The organism is Psychrobacillus glaciei, from assembly GCF_008973485.1.
Taxonomy (GTDB): domain Bacteria; phylum Bacillota; class Bacilli; order Bacillales_A; family Planococcaceae; genus Psychrobacillus; species Psychrobacillus glaciei.
The window spans coordinates 2283324-2298939 of record NZ_CP031223.1 but is presented as its reverse complement, the minus strand read 5'-3'; the positions used below and the strand labels follow the sequence as shown (position 1 = coordinate 2298939).

Annotated in this window: 18 protein-coding genes and 1 pseudogene; 17 read left to right on the top strand and 2 right to left on the bottom strand. The window is 32.0% G+C overall.

Annotated elements, in window-relative coordinates:
• Positions 1 to 586: 586 nt before the first annotated feature.
• A complete protein-coding gene (gene hpaB / locus PB01_RS10665; RefSeq protein ID WP_151700193.1) occupies positions 587 to 2038 on the bottom strand; it encodes a 4-hydroxyphenylacetate 3-monooxygenase, oxygenase component in 1452 nt (483 codons plus the stop codon).
• Between the two features lie 416 nt (positions 2039 to 2454).
• On the opposite strand from hpaB, the gene PB01_RS10660 reads away from it, so the two are divergent.
• The 9 genes and pseudogenes from PB01_RS10660 to PB01_RS10625 all read left to right on the top strand — a co-directional run bounded on the left by PB01_RS10660 (position 2455) and on the right by PB01_RS10625 (position 8339).
• A protein-coding gene (locus PB01_RS10660; RefSeq protein WP_151699939.1) for an IS3 family transposase occupies positions 2455 to 3596 on the top strand; the annotation gives its coding sequence in 2 pieces (ribosomal slippage) (positions 2455 to 2701 and positions 2701 to 3596; 1143 coding nt in all).
• Between the two features lie 232 nt (positions 3597 to 3828).
• Positions 3829 to 3975 (top strand): hypothetical protein, encoded by a 147-nt coding sequence (locus tag PB01_RS21400; protein WP_225986009.1) that lies wholly within the window; start codon positions 3829 to 3831, stop codon positions 3973 to 3975.
• Positions 3976 to 4193: 218 nt separating this feature from the next.
• Positions 4194 to 4966, top strand: a pseudogene (locus tag PB01_RS10655) (Cof-type HAD-IIB family hydrolase).
• A 57-nt stretch (positions 4967 to 5023) separates the two neighbouring features.
• Positions 5024 to 5530 (top strand): nucleoside deaminase, encoded by a 507-nt coding sequence (locus PB01_RS10650; protein WP_151700192.1) that lies wholly within the window; start codon positions 5024 to 5026, stop codon positions 5528 to 5530.
• Between the two features lie 40 nt (positions 5531 to 5570).
• Entirely contained in the window at positions 5571 to 5792 is a 222-nt protein-coding gene (locus PB01_RS10645) for a hypothetical protein (RefSeq protein ID WP_151700191.1), read from the top strand.
• 33 nt (positions 5793 to 5825) lie between these two features.
• Positions 5826 to 6416: a DUF2441 domain-containing protein gene (locus PB01_RS10640; RefSeq protein ID WP_151700190.1), complete on the top strand. Its 591-nt coding sequence runs from the start codon at positions 5826 to 5828 to the stop codon at positions 6414 to 6416.
• Positions 6417 to 6702: 286 nt separating this feature from the next.
• Positions 6703 to 6984, top strand: coding sequence for a CD3324 family protein (locus PB01_RS10635; RefSeq protein ID WP_151700189.1), 282 nt, complete (start codon positions 6703 to 6705; stop codon positions 6982 to 6984).
• A gap of 310 nt (positions 6985 to 7294) precedes the next feature.
• Positions 7295 to 7822 carry a GNAT family N-acetyltransferase gene (locus PB01_RS10630; RefSeq protein ID WP_151700188.1) on the top strand — a complete coding sequence of 176 codons (528 nt, stop codon included), beginning with the start codon at positions 7295 to 7297 and terminating at the stop codon, positions 7820 to 7822.
• A 94-nt stretch (positions 7823 to 7916) separates the two neighbouring features.
• Complete coding sequence (locus tag PB01_RS10625; RefSeq protein ID WP_151700187.1) at positions 7917 to 8339, top strand: GNAT family N-acetyltransferase; 423 nt, start codon at positions 7917 to 7919, stop codon at positions 8337 to 8339.
• A 323-nt stretch (positions 8340 to 8662) separates the two neighbouring features.
• Here PB01_RS10625 and PB01_RS10620 read toward each other — a convergent pair whose 3' ends face one another.
• Entirely contained in the window at positions 8663 to 9508 is an 846-nt protein-coding gene (locus tag PB01_RS10620) for a hypothetical protein (RefSeq protein ID WP_151700186.1), read from the bottom strand.
• Positions 9509 to 9803: 295 nt separating this feature from the next.
• On the opposite strand from PB01_RS10620, the gene PB01_RS10615 reads away from it, so the two are divergent.
• From PB01_RS10615 to PB01_RS10585, 8 genes are all read left to right on the top strand, one after another.
• The gene (locus PB01_RS10615) at positions 9804 to 10307 is read left to right on the top strand and encodes a hypothetical protein (RefSeq protein ID WP_225986267.1); all 504 of its coding nucleotides are present in this window, start codon (positions 9804 to 9806) and stop codon (positions 10305 to 10307) included.
• A gap of 501 nt (positions 10308 to 10808) precedes the next feature.
• The gene (locus PB01_RS10610) at positions 10809 to 11048 is read left to right on the top strand and encodes a hypothetical protein (protein WP_151700184.1); all 240 of its coding nucleotides are present in this window, start codon (positions 10809 to 10811) and stop codon (positions 11046 to 11048) included.
• Positions 11049 to 11469: 421 nt separating this feature from the next.
• Positions 11470 to 11709 (top strand): hypothetical protein, encoded by a 240-nt coding sequence (locus tag PB01_RS21395; protein ID WP_225986008.1) that lies wholly within the window; start codon positions 11470 to 11472, stop codon positions 11707 to 11709.
• Positions 11710 to 11814: 105 nt separating this feature from the next.
• The gene (locus tag PB01_RS21635; RefSeq protein WP_264158141.1) at positions 11815 to 11946 is read left to right on the top strand and encodes a hypothetical protein; all 132 of its coding nucleotides are present in this window, start codon (positions 11815 to 11817) and stop codon (positions 11944 to 11946) included.
• Between the two features lie 497 nt (positions 11947 to 12443).
• Positions 12444 to 12989, top strand: a complete 546-nt coding sequence (locus tag PB01_RS10600; RefSeq protein WP_151700183.1) for a hypothetical protein — start codon at positions 12444 to 12446, stop codon at positions 12987 to 12989.
• A gap of 14 nt (positions 12990 to 13003) precedes the next feature.
• Entirely contained in the window at positions 13004 to 13576 is a 573-nt protein-coding gene (locus tag PB01_RS10595) for a hypothetical protein (protein WP_151700182.1), read from the top strand.
• Between the two features lie 804 nt (positions 13577 to 14380).
• Positions 14381 to 14914, top strand: coding sequence for a S16 family serine protease (locus PB01_RS21390; protein ID WP_225986007.1), 534 nt, complete (start codon positions 14381 to 14383; stop codon positions 14912 to 14914).
• Between the two features lie 136 nt (positions 14915 to 15050).
• Positions 15051 to 15578: a hypothetical protein gene (locus PB01_RS10585; protein ID WP_151700180.1), complete on the top strand. Its 528-nt coding sequence runs from the start codon at positions 15051 to 15053 to the stop codon at positions 15576 to 15578.
• Positions 15579 to 15616: the final 38 nt, after the last annotated feature.

Below are 15616 nucleotides of genomic sequence, written 5' to 3'. Positions count from 1 at the left end.
GTATACTATTAAAGTAGGTTCAAACAGTGATTTCACCTCAATAGGTAGTATTTTTTTATAAGGATTGATATGCATAATTCAACTTACCGCAGTTTAGTTTCAATAAGGAAAATCTAAAAGTTCTTTATAGTTTAAGAGGAATACTTAAAAAAGGAGATACTTGTTTCCAATAAAAGCAGGAATGAAGAGAACTTGATTACTGAATTATTTTATCCATCTGAAGGATTGATGCAGGGAAATATAATATTGTATATCGCTATTTTGCAGATTGGTTTTATTTATTCACAGTCGGATTGTTTACTATAAGTGAAGTTCTAATCATAGTTTGGCTTTTATTTCAGTTTAAAAATGTTTGCACAACAAGATTTATTAATATTAGACTTAAAACCAAAAGTACAACTTTTGAAAAAGTCTATTGATTTCGGTGGACTACTAGTACAGGCTCCTCTATCCATTTTCACTCTTTGTGGTGCAGCACGGATGGCAACGAGGGCTTTTATAGTAATTGTTAAGCTGTTCAGACGGTTCTTTTTTCTACTTGCTGAACACTAAGATGGAGTGGCAACTTACAATAATTGAACTTCTATTACTCTTCTTTTTTTAAATTTAAGAAATTACTAACTACCTTTACAAATTCATTTTTTGGATATTTCTTATATAAATCACTTGATAATCGAATCGGGTCGCCAAAAAAGTATCGCTCATATTGGGTTTGTCTTGTTCCAAATGAACTCATTGTTAAATCCCAAGCTAAACGAAATATTTTTACTCGCTCCTCTGCGGTCTTAGTTGCTCCTTGAAGATATAAATCTAAGTCATTTCTAATAATAGATTGAAATGCGTTTTCGGTAGGCAATGTAATCATTCCACTAGCTCCGATTAGCTGGATAATTTCAGTAAAACGAGGATAGATTTTAGGGAAAATGTTACCGGCAACTTGAAGCGGGAAAATTTCTGGTCGCATATATCCCCATTTATCTAATTTTGCGTTATTTTCCGATTTTTCTAACAAGGATTTCATTGTCTCTAGACCAATGATGATTTCTGACATCTTTTCTTGGACATGCTGATACTCGCTAATATTAATCGTTTCGATAAGAAGCTGAGCAATACCTAAGACGAACTCTGTTTTTACAATTTGTCTAGTCAATACTTGGTGCTTAGTAAAGGGATGAAAAGAGCTTTGAATGGGGAATGCTTCGGCTACTTCCGCATTGTTGTAATAAAATACTCTATCCCATGGTACTAAAACATTGTCAAAGACAACGATAGAATCCATTTCTTCGAACCGCGAGCTTAATGGATGATTAAAAGAAGATTGACCTCCGATGAATGTATCCCTACAAATAAACTTTATTCCTTTCGTGTTAGAAGGGATTGAAAAAGCAAAAGCTTCATCTTCATTAAATAGAAATTTACCAACGCTAAATACTAATACTTCATCTGTTAAACCACCTTGTGTAGCAAGAAGACGGGCACCTTTAATGATGATTCCTTCTTCATTTTTATCAATAACTTTTGCGGCGATTGGTTCATCGGTATTTTCAAAGTAAATATGAGAACGATTCACTTGTGGAGAAATAAAGGTATGTGTAAACGACAGGTCATTTTCTCGGGCCAATTCGTAAAATGATTGTAGATTATTTGGAAAACATTTGTCCTTATTTTTTAAAAAGGATACTGAAGAAGTAAAGCTCATTAAAACTGTGTTCAAATAATCTGGGCTTCTTCCCATGATACCCCCTGAATACCTTGCCCAATGTTCAGACATCTTCCTTCTTCTTATTAAGTCCTCTTTCGTTTTTGGTTGCAAATAGGAAAGACCAATAAGTTCTCCTGAAACTGGGGAAATAAAAGTCATCTCATCTTTTATTTTTGGGTCATGTTGTAAATCATAAAGAGCCGCTTTTGACTGAATCAGTCCCTTAAAAGCAGGTTGTTCAGAGAGCAACCCCTCAATTTTTTCACCGTCGTACCAAATTTCATTATTTAACTGATTTAATCGGTTAATAAAATCTTTTCCATCAATAGCCCCCATGTTTCACTCCCCAATTTAAATCGATTTTTTTTAAAAAAATATTCGATTATAGCTGTTTGGATAAGTTAAGTTGTTCAATATTTTATTACTATTACTAAAATTAATCTATGTAAATAGAGCATTCTAATATTCCTTCTTTAACTAAATAGAAAGGTTGAATAAGAAAAAGGGCATTAATAAGGTAATTAGCAGAAACAATAGTAAATGAGAATTATTGAAACCTTCTGGAGAATAAGCCGTATCATTTTAAAGAGGGAATTCTGAATGATTGATCTTAGGAATAGAACCTTATGTATTGTTATTTTAAGCATAATAATTATTATGTCAGGGTTTTTGATGACTGAATAGTCTACACTTAGTTGGACAGTAAAATTAAGGGCAAGTAGAATAATAGATAACAAGAAGGAGAATCTACTATGTCCAGTAAAAGAAGAACGTTTTCTACAGAATTTAAAAAACAAGTGGTGGCCCTATATGAAAATGGAAAAAGCCGTCAAGATATTGCCCGAGAATATGAATTAACCGCGTCTGCTTTAGACAGATGGATTACGCAATTCAAACAGTCAGGCTCCTTTAAAGAGAAAGACAACCGATCTTCGGTTGAGCAAGAACTGATTGACTTGCGTAAGAGAAATAAGCAACTCGAAATGGAAGTCGACATTTTAAAGCAAGCCGCGCTGATCATGGGACGAAAATAGATGTGATTCAAGAAAATCGTCACAAATATTCTGTATTAGCAATGTGTAAAGTCCTAAAAATAGCTCGTAGTACTTTTTATCATGACACGGGAATAGCCATTCAAAAAGAACAAGAAAAGCTAGCTGAAGAGCAAAAATTAAAAGATAAAATAGTAGTGATTTTCGAAGAGAATCGTAAAGTATATGGAACCAGAAAAATAAAAGATGCCTTAAAAAAAGCTGGTTTAACAGTCTCTAGACGACGTATTGGTCGATTGATGGACGAACTAGGAATTCAATCGAAATATACAAAACCATCCTATAAACCAATGTCTACCCCTCCAAATGAAGAATCAGTTCGAAATGTATTAAATCGAGCATTTAACGTGGATAAAGAGATGTCTGTGTTAGTAAGTGACTTAACGTATGTGAGAGTAGGAGGAAACTGGAATTATATTTGTTTTTTAATCGATTTATATAACAGAGAAATCGTCGGGTATAGTGTCGGAGAACAAAAGGACGCAGCTCTAGTTCAGCGTGCCTTTAAGTCTGTTAGATATCCTCTGCAAAACGTAAAAATGTTCCATACAGATCGTGGATCTGAATTTAAAAATGTTGGTATCGATGAATTATTAAGTACATTTAAGATTAAGCGATCTCTAAGTCAAAAAGGAAATCCTTATGATAATGCGGTGGCAGAAGCGACTTTTAAGATTTTAAAAACAGAACTCATCAACGGATCGCACTACCCTACCCTTGAACAGCTGTCTCTTGAACTTTTCGATTATGTCAATTGGTACAATAATATCCGGTCGCACAGTAAACTGGGTTATCTAAGTCCGGTCGCTTATAAAATCTTAGCCCTTAATAAAGTTGTTTGATTTAGTGTTGACATACCAGACTGCTTGCTCTCTAACATAGGTGGAAGACACGTATAGGACTGCATTTATAAAAGTTCTGGATCATCAGTTTAAAGGTCCTTATGAAAAGTTTATGGAGTTAATTTGGAACCCTAAATAAACGACTTATAATGAGAAGCGACTATATGAAAACCTAAAATTGCAAATAAATAGAAAAAAATTAGGAAGCGGGAGGAAAATAGTGAGGTAATTATTGATATTTATTCCTTGTAGTTTTATGCACGTAACAGCTTGTTCTGGGAAAGATGACTCATTAGATGGGAATGAAATCCAGTTTGAAGAAGATAATGCAAAATTTACTGAAAGATTAAATGAAAAAGAAAAAATGATAGAAAATTAAATCAAACTATTAAGCAATTTAAATGGAGAGCCCAAAAGTCCTCCAGCATTCCTAGGAATAACTTTTAAAATGTATAAAAATGAGTGGAAGATTATTAGTTTAGGATTTGACATATAGAAATGGAAAGTGCTCTTATTCAACTAATGTTGGCTCTAGTAGAATATCATTGAGTTGCAATGCAGCTCTTTTAACTTTGTGAACTATAAGGGGGAATACTTATGACCTACAAAATTGTATTTTTCGATATTGATGGAACAATTACACATCACAGGGATGGAACCATTTCTAAAAGCACTAAAAAAGCTATAATTGCATTAAAAAACAAAGGAATAAAGGTTGTTGCTGCAACGGGAAGACCTTTTTCCATGTGCAGGGAAATAGAGGAATTAGGAATTGATACTTCATCACAGCAAATGGAGCCTATGTAAAGCATAATCAAAAAGTGATTCATAAAATTACGATGGATAAAGAAATCATCCAAGAAATGGTTGAATTTGCATACATACATAATAACGCACTCTCCTTTTATACAGAGGACTTTAGCATGAACGGAGTAAAAGATCCAAGTATATTAGAAGCATTAAAGGAAACTTTGTCATTGAATGAGTATCCTATTATTAACTCTAAAATTAATGAAGAAGAAGTTTATTTAATGTGCTTATTCGCAAACGATGATACTGTTCAGAAATACATATATACATTTCCACATATTACATTTAAAAGATGGCATCCTTATGTGTTAAATGTACTGCAACATGACGTCTCTAAGTCAATAGCAATCGTTAAAGTATTAGACTACTTTGGAATTGATAAATCAGAAGCGGTAGCTTTTGGCGATGGAGAAAATGATATAGATATGTTGGAGTTAGTAGGACTTGGTATAGCCATGGGGAATGGAAATGAAAAAATAAAACACATAGCTGATTTCGTAACTAAAAAATCCAGTGAAGACGGAATTGAATATGCATTAAAAAGTCTGGGGTTTATTTAGGGCAATATAGTTGAACAAGGATATTTCACAAATCCAATATTTGAGGTAGGGAAAATTATGAGTATGGATAAAGATAGACTTTTTTTAGAAATGGCATTGGAAGAAGCAGAGCAAGCATTAAAGGAAAATACATACCCAGTAGGGGCGGTAATTGTTGATGAAAACTTTAACTTAATTTCTAAAGGTAGAAATAGGGTACATCCAGCAAATGATGCAACTGCCCACGCAGAAATTGATGCTATAAGAAATGCGGGTAAAGCAATATTTAATGCAAAAATAAAAAGAGAAAAATTCACAATATACACTTCATTAGAGCCTTGTCCTATGTGTACCGGTGGGATTTTATTTGCAAATATCAAAAGAGTTGTTTGGCTTCTAAACGACGACTTAGGATTTGGTGGTTATAGAAAAATAAAAGATTCAAAGGTCTTCGATGAAAGGTTTAATGTGGTAGAAATGATTGAACAACCATATGAAGATCTAAAAAATAGGCAAAAAGAGCTTATGAGTAAATGGGCAATTAATCCGAATAATGTTACAAACTTACGAAATGCAATAAAATAGCATTTACTTATTCGATGAACTGGACGATGAGGGGGAATGTATGTCTAACACAATTTTATTTATTATTATTGTCATTGCATTTTATGCAATTTCGATTTGGCAATATATAAATCCAACAAAGGCTATTCATTTATGGTTTCAACCAGCATACATAAAGGAACCTAAAGTAAATGAGGCATTTGTAGGACGTTCCCCAATAATTAGAGGTATTTTCTTCACAGTGGTTTTTATCGTAATAATTGTTATGGCATTAGATAAGTAAATCCATTATGATGGGTTCAATTGGAGGCAAACTATGGAAAAGAACGAATTGTATGTTTATCATATTGTTACTAGGAAAAAAATGAGTCTAGGGCAGATTATTAACTTTGGCAAGAATCAAAAGAACACCTTATATACCTTCTTTTTTGAGAGGGAACAACTGAATTCTAAAGGTGAAGACTTCATTCAGATTTTCCAGGGTCATTATACAAATGAAGGCTTGAACTTGAATAATGAGGATGCCCAAGTAGCTTTAAATTATGTCGATCAAACAATCAGAGCTATTAGAGAAGTAATTGTAGAGATGGTTAGAATACAAGAATATCCTGAATATCCTTCAAGGTTGTCTTGTTTATACGCTGCGAAAAACTATGAGGATACTTTGAAATGGAAAGCATTATTTGATTCTTACAATAGGAAGGTTTTGCAGATTGTTAAACTTCGAGTTATTGGAAATTCTTTTGAGGGAGATGGAAACCTTTTACCAAAGGAGGATGGGGTCCCTTTTTCCAAAAAAATTCAACAAGCTAGAGAATATTGGAAGGGTAACATAAAAAACGAGCTACCTGAGCTTTTGATAGACGGAATAATTGAAGTGGTAGAAATTATTGAAGATTTCTCGTAAATAAGTAAATTAGTATTAAAAAAGAGACTCAGAAAAAGGCTTTTTAATTGGCCGAGCATTCAGAAAGTTTATATTGAGTTAATGGGTAACAAGGTGTTAAAGTTGAATTTGAAACAACTAATAATTAAAACAGAATCGTAGGAAAATAAAAAAGCTAAAATGCAAGGAGGATTGATTGTGTGAGAAGGAATACTATTTTTGCATAGCAAAGGCTATTGCATAATTATACAAATAAAAATAGCCTTTGCTCTTCCTAAAAGAAATACTAATATTTAGGAGTGTAAAAATGAGCTATATAAAAGCAAAGAATCTATTACCATCTGAGTTGATAGAACTAATACAAAAGTATGTTGATGGAGAATATATTTACATCCCGCGAAAAGAAGACAATAAAAAGAGTTGGGGATCCAGTACTGCTATAAGAAGAGAAATTGATTTAAGAAATTCTGATATATATAACGATTATCAATCGGGAATGGATATGGATAATTTAGCTGGAAAATATTATTTGTCATTAAAGAGTATTCAAAGAATTGTACTAAAAGAAAAAAGAAATAGAATAAATTAATGAACTAAGCCAATGGGGTTTAATACCGCATTGGCTTAGTTTCTTTTATGAAACAAGTATGAGGTTTTTGTAGTATTGTAAGTCAGATATAATCGAATAAACCCTTATGATAGGCGAGAGAAAATGAATCAGCTAATAGTTTTGAAGGCACAATTATTCTATTTAGGTCACATTTTAATTGACTGGAAATTTTGAATTAGATATATTGCAAATTTTTTGAAAAGGGAGAGAAGACTATGCCAGATATAGAGAGTTTAATCGTGCAATCTCACAGATAATCTTAAATTATAGAAGAGATAGAGGAGATAAAATGAACTTTTCGAAATTATTAGAAACGTTTCCGACAGTACAAACTAAATGCATTATATTAAGAAAGTTAGAGTTAGAGGATGCCCCTATCCTATTAAACTATTATTCAAATGAAAAGGTATACCGTCATCTCGATTGGAACGGCCCCGAATCTTTAGAAAGAAGTTATGAAGTAATCAATACTTGGAACGAAGGTTACGATAAAGGCTGGATTATTCGTTTTGCTATTGCTAACAAAGTAACAAATGAAATTATTGGTACGATTTTCTTAAGTGAATTTGCAGGCAAACGAGCTGAAATTGGGTATGAATTATCCGAAGAATATTGGTGTCGTGGTATTATGTCTGAAGCTGTAAAAGAAGTATTATCAAAAGGATTTAATCAGTTAGGTTTAGTAAGAATACAGGCATTTGTCGCAGATGAAAATATTGCTTCAAAGAAATTATTGACCAAATTCTACTTTAAGAAAGAAGGTTGTTTAAGACGGTATGAATGTCACGGTGTTACGGGGAATGCAAAGATATGTTGATCTATGGTTTGTTGCAAACAGAATTTCTGAAAAAGAATGCATAACTTTTGTGTAAACAATTCGTATAAAAATGATATAAAAGGAGAAATGAATAATGAGTTTACATATTACTAAAGAATTTACTAAAATTGATAAACAATATATTGATGATGAGCTTTATAAGTTTAATTTAAAGAATTTCCCAGTAGATTTAGGTGGCAGATACGAAGAAATCACTTTATTTCTTAAAGACGAAAACGGCAATACCCGTGGCGGAATACTCGCAGAAGTGTGTTGGAATTGGTTAGAAATTCATACTTTTATGATAGATGAGGATATGCGATATTCGGGATTTGGAACAAAATTATTATCGGAACTTGAGAAGATGGCTATAAAAAAAGAGTGCGATTTCATAAAGGTAGATACCTTGAGTTTCCAAGCGTTGGGATTCTACGAAAAGAATGGATATAAAGTGTTTGGGAGTTTAGATAATGTAGGCAGGGACTATAAGCATTACTATTTAAAAAAAGATCTATAGAATTTTTAATGTTTTAGAACTGAATCTCGGTTATGGAAATGATGGCACAGCCCCAAGTCTAAAGATACTTAATAATATTATGCACCGGTCTTTTAAGTATGTGGGTATATCATTGCATATAAGAAAGATGGCTCAATGCAAGCTCTTCGACTAAGAGTAACTTGAAACTTTACTAACGTTTAGATGAAGAACGAATCGAATAACTATAGTAAAGAAATAAAACAACTGTCATTTTGTTTTATAAATAATAGTAAAAGCCTGAAGTAATTTCAGGCTTTTTATTAAAGGTTAAATTGCCATATAATTTACGACTTTTAATGTGTTTAGCACCTTTCAGAGACACTTTCCGCCTCATCTTCCAGTTTCAATGAAATCAGTAATTCTAGTATCAACTCCCATATCGCTACATCGTAACCTGACGATACGATGTACCGATAATGCGCGTCACGAACAAATACTAGTTTTTCCATTTCATTGGAATGTTCCAAAAAAGTTCGCATCTTCTCCATTTCCACTTCATCGATGTTGCGATTGGATGGAAAATTGAAGTGCTGTTTTGATTGTATAGATGGTTTGGTTTGAACTACACCCAGTCCATCCAATGTAGTCATATAAATTGTCTCAGCCCTTTCTTTTTTCACTTGAATGAAATAGTTTATTACATCCAATTTCTTTGTACCAAAAACTTGCTGGTAACGAGTTTGTATATACTCGCGATCTCTCTTCCAATTATCCGAAGTATATTTCTCAAATTCCTTCACCAGTTCAATTATTTGTTTTTCATCCTCATAGTTCCACATAGTTTCGAGCATTTCAGCATATGGAACAGAATAGGCTAAGTTTAAAAATTCCTGAATGTTTCGTGCCATATATCGCAGAGGTGGATCATTGGTTGGAGTAACACATACGATTGGTGCTTCACTTAAATTTGAAACTGAATGAAAATCTGTTAAAAAACCGAAATGGATACCCCCGCCACCAGTACTGGCAAAAGCAATCAAATCAGGAGGTGTAATCCTATAAGGTACGAATTGGTAAATTGGTTGAAAACCGATTTGACTAAGTGATAGTCCTTCGTTGCTTAAGTCATTTTCTAATTGATACAACAGATGGATTTCGTTTGGAATTTCATATTGACCATAGGCTTTTTTCAGTTCTTTATCTACCACTAACGCTCACCATTATCCTCTCATGTGAATAGATTCATTCTCATTTACATTTATTCGATGATTGGATAAGCTAATCCTGCATTCCAAGAGAAATAAAAAAAGTAAAGAATGTGAAATTACTTCCCAGTTATAATTTAATATTCAACTTATCCATCTATTTTTTATTCAACAAATTGGTAAAATTATCCAAAAAGGGTTAACGATTCTTTTGGTTGAACTTTAGTGACAGGTTACTTCAATAAGAATAGTGGTTTTAATGGTATAATTTTCTATATTGGGAGGGGCGAAGTTGAGTATGAAAAGAAAGCTGATAATCAGAATTTCAATAGGTTTGAATATATTACTTATTGCAATCGTAGCTTGGGGAATTATAAAGATGAACTTTGTTAAAGAGCAGGTTCTTGTTACAGAAGTACAACATAATTTAGTAGAATTGGAAGGCTTAATCACAAACCAAGTGGATGAAAATTGGTCTGAACCGAATTTAGTTACAGTTGAATTGGGAGATGTATTGAATGGTATCTGGGTTGGTATCACTACTGGTGAACAAATAGGAACACTTTCTAAGAGTGATAAGGAAATTCTCGAAAAATTGTATTCAAAATTAAATCAATATCCTAAAGATGAATTATATCGTTTCGTTGATTTAACTGAGGAAGATAAAAAGAGCTTTGTAGAGCTACGGGAAATACTTCGTGAAGTAGGATTAGGAATAAATATCACAATAAGTGCAAGTATGGATTCTTTTATGAAGCAAGCAGAGGAATTAGTAGAAAAAATCAATTCTCCAATAAATTAGAACAACTATCTTTTACTTACAAGAAAGAATGGATCAATACTAAATTAAACGTACCTTTAATTGAATACTACGTATATGTTGAAAAGTGGAGGATATGTAATGCATTGGGTGATGTTGTTTTTCTGGTGTTTCATTGTGATTCTAATTGTAGGCAGCTATCTTGTGGATTTTTTGACAGGACGGATAAATAATTTCAAAGAACAGGAAAAGTCATTAAATCAAAATTCAGCGGAATAACCATCATATACAGGAATTGAAGTATCTGTATTTATTTTTGTCTCAATTCTAGTAGAAAAAGTTGTAGATTAATATGTTCAACAGTTTTTTTCTTGTTCAATAAAGGTACATATTAGTATAAAAAAGTGGGAGAGAAAAGGGTGAAAAAAGAAAAGATTTAAATACATAGTATTCGGCATTGTTTCTATTTTTCTAATTTTATTCGGATTTTACTTCTTATTAATACTGACTAGGCAAGGAGAGTTTATAAAGTACGATGACGGTGTGACAATTGAAATAAATAATTCAAGTAAACAAGTAATTACGGACTTAAACTTCTTTTTTGCATTTGAAAGTGCTCATGTTTATCAAGATTTAGGTAAAATCAATAAATTAGAACCTGGAGAAACCACTAGTTTGTATAGTCCTCTCATTAAAGGAACTGGTAATGATCGAAGTTTATTCTTCCAATATCCAGTAAATATAACGGAGATAGCAGTAGAGAGTCTTGCTTATGTAGCTTAGTATAAACCCAGTAAGGTAGTAGTTGTTATAAAAATAACTGGCTTTGATAACAAAGGCAAACTTTTATTTAGTGTAAAAGGGTTTGATGAATTTTCCCAATATAAATTTGATTTAACTTGCGTTAGAGAGTGAGTGTTTATTTGATAGCCAAGAAGTACTTATTCAATTTCCATCAAATTTCTAAAATATCTTAATTAAGTAACGTGGACAAGTTTATTATTTTTAAAACCTACAATACACAGGTAGGGTAAGGAAGAGGGAACGTCTATTCATTAGGGTGAGATTTCACACTGCATGCTCTACAATCAACAGTAACTTGATACTTATAATTACCAAAACAATTGCTTGATGGACTAAGGAACCGAAAACTTACACCATTTGTTGAGAATCATGGATAACTATCTCAAAAGGAGACCGGCAAATGCAAATTAACTTTCCTCATATGAAATTAGACTTATTACCTTATTTGGATGTACTAGTAAAAGAAATAACAAATTTAAACCTTTTTGTTAATAAGTTAACAACTATCCCTACAGAAATTTATAAAATGCGCCATCTGGAAATTTTGAATATATCTGAGAATAAGATCGTTAAAATACCTGCTGATATAGAGAATTTAACAGAACTTAGAATGCTGGATGCAGGGCATAATGAAATTTAAGTTATTCCTCCTGAAATTGGCTCCCTACATAATATGGAGCATTACTTGTATTTTCATAATAATAAATTACAAGCTATTGAAACTGAAATCTCTAAGGTGGTCAAAGTGAAATATTTAAATCTAAGTGATAATAGATTAATAAAATTACCTGATGAACTTGGAATTTTAACCAACTTAATAGAACTGCCAGTAATGAATAATCAATTAAAGGAGTTGCCGTCAGCATTTGTAGATTAAGTAAATTGAAGGAATTGCATTTAAAAAATAATAGAATCATATCTCTTCCAGAAAATTTTGGGGTTTGTCATTACTACGTGGTAAGATTTGGGATAAAATGAAATAAAAGAGATGCCTCAATCGTTACATAAATGTTTAAAGTTGAGAAGACTTAATATGAGACATAATCAATTAACCACATCGCCTGAAGAGATTGGACAATTGAAGAATTTATTAGAAGTAGATTTAAGAAGTAGATTTAAGAAGTAATCTTCTAACTGAATTACCAAAAACATTGATGGAAATTGAGGGGTTAGAACGTCTGGATCTTAGATGGAATTAGCTAATGAGGTACCATTAATTGAAGCTCATTGAGCAGTAAATACAGTCCTTGTTTCTTGTTCAAATAAAGAAGTAGTTAATCTGAATATGAAATGGATATAAATACTAAATAAGAAGGTTTTTTATGAAATTTTATAGAATATAATCATAACTGCATATAAACGGAGGGGATGAGGGTGAAGTTTGCTGGCTTTAATAAGAAAACTAAGGGTTTAATACATATATCCCTTTTGTTTTTAATATTGGGTTTAATAAGTTTCAACATAGTGGATTCTATAAAATCTGAATACAGTGTGGTTCGTGATAACTTGATTAGTCAAATTAATGGTGAACAGTCTAAGAATTATGATATAAAAAAAATAGAAAATACTCTTCAAGCTATTAATGAAAGATTTCATACATCGGAAAGTATTGCGATTTATAGTAAAAAAGATGGAGTCGATGAAGTACAATATTTCAACTTAGATTTAAAAGAAGCTGAATACTTGTTTCCATTAAATGCAGGAATGAAAGAGAACTTGATTACTGAATTATTTTATCCATCTGAAGGATTTGATGTTGGGAAATATTATATAGTACATCGCTATTTTGCAGATTGGTTTTATTTATTCCCAGTCGGATTATTTACTTTAAGCGGAGTTCTATTCATACTTTGGCTTTTATTTCAAATTAAATATATTTACACTACAAGACTAAGTAAACACAAACTTAAATATCAATGAAGAGGAGCGATAATTTGAAGGGATTGATATTCATTTTATTTGGAATCTCTTTAGTAATAATAGGTTGTGCTCCAAAAAATTCAACTTCTGAGAAAGTAGCGACTTCAACTTCTATACAAACTGAAGATAGCAACCAAGTTACGCTAACGATAGACAGACAAAATAATTTTACGTACCTTGAAGAATTGTCAAAAGATAAATTGGAAACCTACAACAACTTTTTACTTAACGGAAGCGTTAATCAATTAAGTGATTTTACACCACAAGAAATAGTCTTGGTATATATGAATTTAGTATTTGTACACAACATCGAAAAACTCTATCTTCTTACTTATAATGGTGGTCAATTACCTACTGTTAATGTATTCATTGGAGAATATCCGAAAAACCTTTCTTCGGAATTAGAGATGGATTATTTGATGTATAGATATTACGATGATATATCCATTAACACAGCAAGTAATGAAGATGTAACTATTGTGCAGTTGGAAATAGCTTTTGGAAAAAGTAAATATATTAAAACATACCCATTACAACAGGAAGACGGAATTTGGAAAGTAGCCATTTATCAGAAATTAGAGGCGTAGTATCACAACATTTCTTAACTACCACACAAGAACGATAAGTTGTTACATACTCTTTGCTTCTTGGTGTTATGACAGAATTACAATGAGCCTATAGCCGAAGATAACTTCAAACGTTTACCTATTACTAATGGATAGTGCAAGAAGGATTTAGATTATTAAACTTAATAATACCTATTTTGGGGTGAGGAAGTGGAACTTAAAGAATTTGGTACCTATCCATCTTCTTCGCTAACCGTACAAATTTTTTACTTGTTCTGAAACAATAAAAATTCGCTTTGATGATAGCTTTTTTCCAGCATCGGTGTAAAACGTGGCAGGTGAGTTCAATATGTTTTGTAAACTTGAAGCGGAAGATTTATATAAAATTGGAACTCATTTTAGTTTCGAACGTATCAGAGTAAAGGGAATGAAAAATGTAATAAGACTGAAGAAAGGGGAGAAGGGATAATTTTTTATTGTGAAAGAAGTATACCTTATATTGTGACTGGCTTTCTAATGTTTCTTTATTATTGTATATTTTTATCATTGTACCTCCAAGATGTAATCGGTGGAATTTCGTTTGTCTTTCTATTACTACTTAGCTTCATCATCTTATTAATTGTTCGTATGGTGCTGCGGAAAAAAAGTTATAAACGAAAATTCACACTTGCTACATTCGTTATGCTCTGGCTATTTTGTTTCGAATTTCTGCTAATACTTTATGAACCAAATACGCACAGGGTTTCATTTTATTTAGAACCAGAAAGCGTATACGTAAATTCAGGAATCTCTTTAATAGGGGTCAATACAGTAGATCTTCAAAATATGGAGAGCAAAAAATCCGTTGAAGAACTTTTAAGTAAGCAGAATTTAGAATTCTTGGACATTCACGAAATTACTAATTTAGAGCTTTATGGAAGTAAAAATCGGAAAATCTTAGAGTGGCTACATTTAAAAAAAAATAGTGTAGAACGTATGAGAGAAAATGTAAATCAATACTTAGGTCAAGAAGACGTAAATATAAATGAATTTTTAAATCGGGAACATACGGATGCAAATAGTGCAGAGTTAGGTCTTGCACTAACTGGACTCATTATCCGGGGTGATTTGCAAAACAATCTTAATTTCGCAGTTACTGGGGCAATAAGCAAGACGGGAGACGTATTAAAAGTAGGGAGTATAAAAGAAAAAATACAAATTGCTGATGTATCTGGTTTTTCCTATATTATTATCCCAATTGAAAATGCGGAGGAAGTTTCAAATATTCAAAAAGAATATAGCAGAAATATTCAAGTTTTTGATGTCTCTCATATCGATGAAGCAGTTAAATTAATTAATGAGTTAAATGGTAAAAATTAATGAAACAACTTACAAAAATATACTTTATAATCGCATGTTCAAGTTCAAAAAATGATAGTTATTAGTAGAAACAAAAAGGTATGTATTGCAGTCAGGAATTGCGACAGATGACAAGGGGCTAGGGGATGAAATCAGGTTGGAAGAACAAATAGTTGAATCTGTGAGGGCAGGATTAAAAGGTTTTGAGATAGGTGATTTTCATTTAGGACTGTCGTTTCCGCAAATGCCATATTATCAGTATTTTAGCCATTCAGATATAGAGGTAAGACGCTATTCAATTGCTACTTTTGTTGTACGCCTTGGCAACTGGAAAGAAGGAAGTTCTTTTCATTTTTCTCATACAGAACGAATTAAATTAAATCAGCCAGAGTTAGAAGTGTATATTCAAACATTTTTAAAGAGTAAAGAGATGATTAAAAAAGATTTTCCATCCATGTATCAGCATGTTTTATTCTTTTCAAAAATATTATTAGAAGGCTCTGCAACACGTGGACAAACTTGGAAATTCCGAATGGCATATCCCTTAAAAAAAGAGTTAAAAAATGAAATCGATTTCAACTTAAATGTAAAAAGTACCCTACTTTCTACTAAATATTTATTAAAAGAATTTCAATTACAGCCATTTTTTAGTTCAGATTACTTTGATATAAGTGGAGGAATATAGAAAAATTGACACTCGAACTATTTATCTTTTTTGTTATA